This window comes from Acidovorax sp. GW835-FHT14B10 (genome assembly GCF_058793725.1).
This window is the reverse complement of sequence record NZ_JBXAGC010000063.1, coordinates 1-3,308: the sequence shown is the minus strand read 5'-3', so window position 1 is coordinate 3,308 and position 3,308 is coordinate 1. Positions and strand designations below refer to the sequence as shown.

Below are 3,308 nucleotides of genomic sequence, written 5' to 3'. Positions count from 1 at the left end.
GTGGAACGCCCCGAAATCCACGCTGGGCGTGGCTTGCGGGGCGACGGGCTGCACCCGTCTCTGTGTTGACACAGAGACGGGTGCATGGGCGCAGGGGCGCCCACAGTCCTGTCGGACTGGTTCATGCACGCTGACGCGTGCAAGCCGCAACCGGGTTGCGGCTGGTGCAGGGGAGCGATGCGCGCACAGATGCGCAGGCTGTCAGGCTGCGCCGACAGCAAAGGAGGCGGCGCTAGGGCCGCATGCAGCGCGCGAGGCGATGCGGAGATGAACGCCGGGAGGCGTGTGACAAGGCGCCGTGGCAACCAGGTCGATGAAGGGGTGGCACAGGGCCACGAACAAGCCGAAAGGCAAGTGCGCAGATCTTACTCTAGCCCCCCCAGAGGGGGGGCGAATTCGACCCCCCTACGCCCATCCTTCGGTGGGCTGCGCGCTGCGCTTGCGGCCTCCGGCCCGCGCCTAGGGCGCTCCTCCGCGTGGGGCGTGCCGCCCCCCGACCCCCAGGGCTGCGCCCCCTGCGCCCTCGCGGGCGCGGGCTCCCTGCCTTTGTTTTTTCAAATGGGTGTTTGGCAAGCGAAGCGCGTCAGGCCGTAGGCGGGGCCCCTGTGGTCAAGGTGGCGCCGCAGTGGGTGCATGTGCGTCAACGCGCAGCGTTGTCCACATGTGCCCACGTAGGGCCAGCTTGTCCAGCAGGCAGCACAAGCAGGGCGGTGGTGCCCCCCGGTTTTAGGCTCCCTGAAGATTCTTAGAGAGTTCTCTGTTTTTCCTGGGAGAACCTATGCAACTGAGTTGCATAGGGGTATGCAGTCTGACGACATTTCTTTCCAAAAATTGGAAGCGGATTGTAAAATCTGAGCAACAATTTCAGGAGATGGATTTCCATGAATGAGAAACTGGTTGCAGCACCCAAAGCAATTGGGCGCGAGTTACAAAAGTCCGGATGGGTGCAGACTGACAAAAAAGCTCACGAGGCTTGGGCTCGCTTTACGCTTCACAAGCCCACGGCTTCCGCGCTGCTGCATTACATGTGTGCCTACATGGTTGACCAGAACGCCCTGGTGGTTTCGCAGTCTGTGCTCGCCAAGCGCCTGGGGGTGTCCCAGAGAACCATCGCCACCGCCATCTCCGACTTGTCGGCCAATCAGTGGATTCAGATCGTGCGACTGGGCAAAGGCAAAGAGTGTGCTTACGTGGTGAATGACCGAGTGGCCTGGGACAAGCCAAGGGACAAATTGAACCTTTCGCTTTTCAGTGCCAATGTTGTTGCCGATGCAGATGATCAGGACGATCTCGACGGCCCACCACTCAAAAGAATTCCTGTGCTTTTCCCAGGTGAGCGCCAGTTGCCAACTGGCCCAGGTGAAGATCCGCCAAGCCAGCCCAGCATCCCCGGCATGGAGCCAGACCTGCCCAGCATTCAGGCCGAGCTGGAAGCCCGTGGCCAGCTTCGCCTGGGGAACATCGACCCGGAAACCGGAGAAATCGCATGAGATCCGAAAACGAAATGCAGATCACGCTAGCCCGCCTGCGGGATGAATTCAGCGTGAACGTGACCCCGGCCCAGGAGCTGCACGGCCAGGAACTGGCCGACTGGCTAGAGCTGGCCGAGGACGAGCTTTTCAACCGCGAGATTGCGGGGTTGCGGCCTGCTCGCCCTCCTGTTGGCGCGGCCTAGGCGGATCGCCCGCCTTTTCCGCAAGCCTCCATAGCTCCCGGATGGCCAGCCAATGGCCGTACAGAGTGCTATCCGCAAGGCCGCCAGAGGCGCGTATGGCGCGCCAGTAGCTCACCACATGCCTACCCCCTACCTGCCCTATTTCGCGCGCCCCTAGGCCCTCTGCGTGCTCCGCAAAGGCCATCATGCGTGCTGTCTGCTGGCGTCGGTTGTCCTTGCCACCCTTGCGCACATAGGCACGGGTGAGTTGCTGGATTTGCTGCTGGAGATTCATCGACGACCCCCTACGTACTCGGCCACCACCTCGGCGCGTCCATGGCCAAGCTCCTCGCTGATTTTCAGACGTGCCACCAGGTCGGCGGCGCGATCGTTGATAGTGCCCCCCGCGCATGGCGCGGCGTGGCCTGTAAGGGCCTCATACCGGCCGCAGGCATAGGCCGCTCGCAGGTCATGCAGACCTCCCCCGGTGTGCTCCTGCACTACCTCGCGGGCCTCGCGCAATTCGCCCTCACGCCAGCTTCGCCAGTCATCGCCTGGGGGCATCACGGCGATGGCATCGCCCTGTGCATGAGCGGCCCGCTCCAGTGCCTGCACTTGCACCGGCGATGTGATCGAGATCTCGCGCTCTCGCCCGCCCTTGGTGCCGTCACTGATCGTCACGGCCCCCCGCTGGAGAGCTTCATGGAGTGCAGATCGGGCATCGAGTAGTGATGCCTCCTTTGACCGCAGGCCCAACTCGCGCGCAAGCTCCACCGTGGCCGCCGCACGCTCGCCAACCTGCTCGCGCACAGCGGCCAAGGCCTGGCCGTAGGCGGCGCGATCCAGCGCGCCAGGCGCGTCCTCACGGACAGCGCAGCGCTCCTGAATGCCGCACTCCTTGGTCGGGCTCACGCTGCGCCATTCGCCCCTCGTGGCCATGCCCATCACGCTGTTGACGGCACTGACCCTGTTTTGTGCCGTAGAGGCCGCCAGCTGCCCATCCTCGACGCGCGTGGCCAGCTGCAGGCCGTAGTCGCGCACCGATTCAGGGGTCACGTCTTCCATGCGCTTGATGCCCTGCTCCCTGGCCCAGCTGGTGAAGTCGTTCCATCGATCCGCATTGGTCGCCGCCGTCGAAAACGACACGCCGCCAGCCGTCGCAGCCCGGTCCAGGGCCATTTGGCCAGCCCTCCCCATGTCTCGACTGCCGATGCCGAAATTTCTGCTCATTTGCGCTCCTGGTGCTCATTCAAAGCCGCTCAACGAACGGCTTTGAATGGGCAACAAGCTGCCCATCCAGCCGGGTTCGCGCCGCCATCAGACAGGGGGTCTTGGAGGGGCGTAAGCCCTCAAAGACGCGAAGTTCCGGCACCTCCAAGACCCCCCTAAGGCGGTAAGTTTTGACGCGCGAGATGTGCTCTCGGCAGGCATGGAGGCGGCAATTTTTAAAGCGGTGCCAAACGCTGCTTCATGGGTCATCGGTGGCCTAGAGGTGCTGGTCAGGCGTGCATCCCAGCCAATGCTGGGTGCGTCCTCGTCCGCGGCTTTTTTGATGACCTCACGCGTTTTCACGCGCGGTGGAACGCCCCGAAATCCACGCTGGGCGTGGCTTGCGGGGCGACGGGCTGCACCCGTCTCTGTGTTGACACAGAGA

Annotated in this window: 3 protein-coding genes; 2 read left to right on the top strand and 1 reads right to left on the bottom strand. The window is 63.5% G+C overall.

Going from position 1 to position 3,308, the window contains the following annotated elements; genetic code table 11:
* Window positions 1-881: 881 nt before the first annotated feature.
* Both AC1Q5S_RS22155 and AC1Q5S_RS22150 read left to right on the top strand, forming a co-directional pair.
* Entirely contained in the window at window positions 882-1,490 is a 609-nt protein-coding gene (locus tag AC1Q5S_RS22155; protein ID WP_492239445.1) for a helix-turn-helix domain-containing protein, read from the top strand.
* On the top strand, window positions 1,487-1,675 hold the full coding sequence (locus AC1Q5S_RS22150) for a hypothetical protein (RefSeq protein ID WP_492239444.1): 189 nt from the start codon (window positions 1,487-1,489) through the stop codon (window positions 1,673-1,675). The genes AC1Q5S_RS22155 and AC1Q5S_RS22150 overlap by 4 nt, the downstream gene beginning before the upstream one ends.
* A 270-nt stretch (window positions 1,676-1,945) precedes the next feature.
* Here AC1Q5S_RS22150 and AC1Q5S_RS22145 read toward each other — a convergent pair whose 3' ends face one another.
* Window positions 1,946-2,884 carry an integrase domain-containing protein gene (locus tag AC1Q5S_RS22145; RefSeq protein WP_492239443.1) on the bottom strand — a complete coding sequence of 313 codons (939 nt, stop codon included), beginning with the start codon at window positions 2,882-2,884 and terminating at the stop codon, window positions 1,946-1,948.
* Between the last annotated feature and the right edge of the window lie 424 nt (window positions 2,885-3,308).

Bases quoted from the DNA above. Each gene is read 5' to 3' on its own strand.
- AC1Q5S_RS22155 (WP_492239445.1), top strand. From the start codon at position 882: ATGAATGAGAAACTGGTTGCAGCACCCAAAGCAATTGGGCGCGAGTTA.
- AC1Q5S_RS22150 (WP_492239444.1), top strand. From the start codon at position 1,487: ATGAGATCCGAAAACGAAATGCAGATCACGCTAGCCCGCCTGCGGGAT.
- AC1Q5S_RS22145 (WP_492239443.1), bottom strand. From the start codon at position 2,884: ATGAGCAGAAATTTCGGCATCGGCAGTCGAGACATGGGGAGGGCTGGC.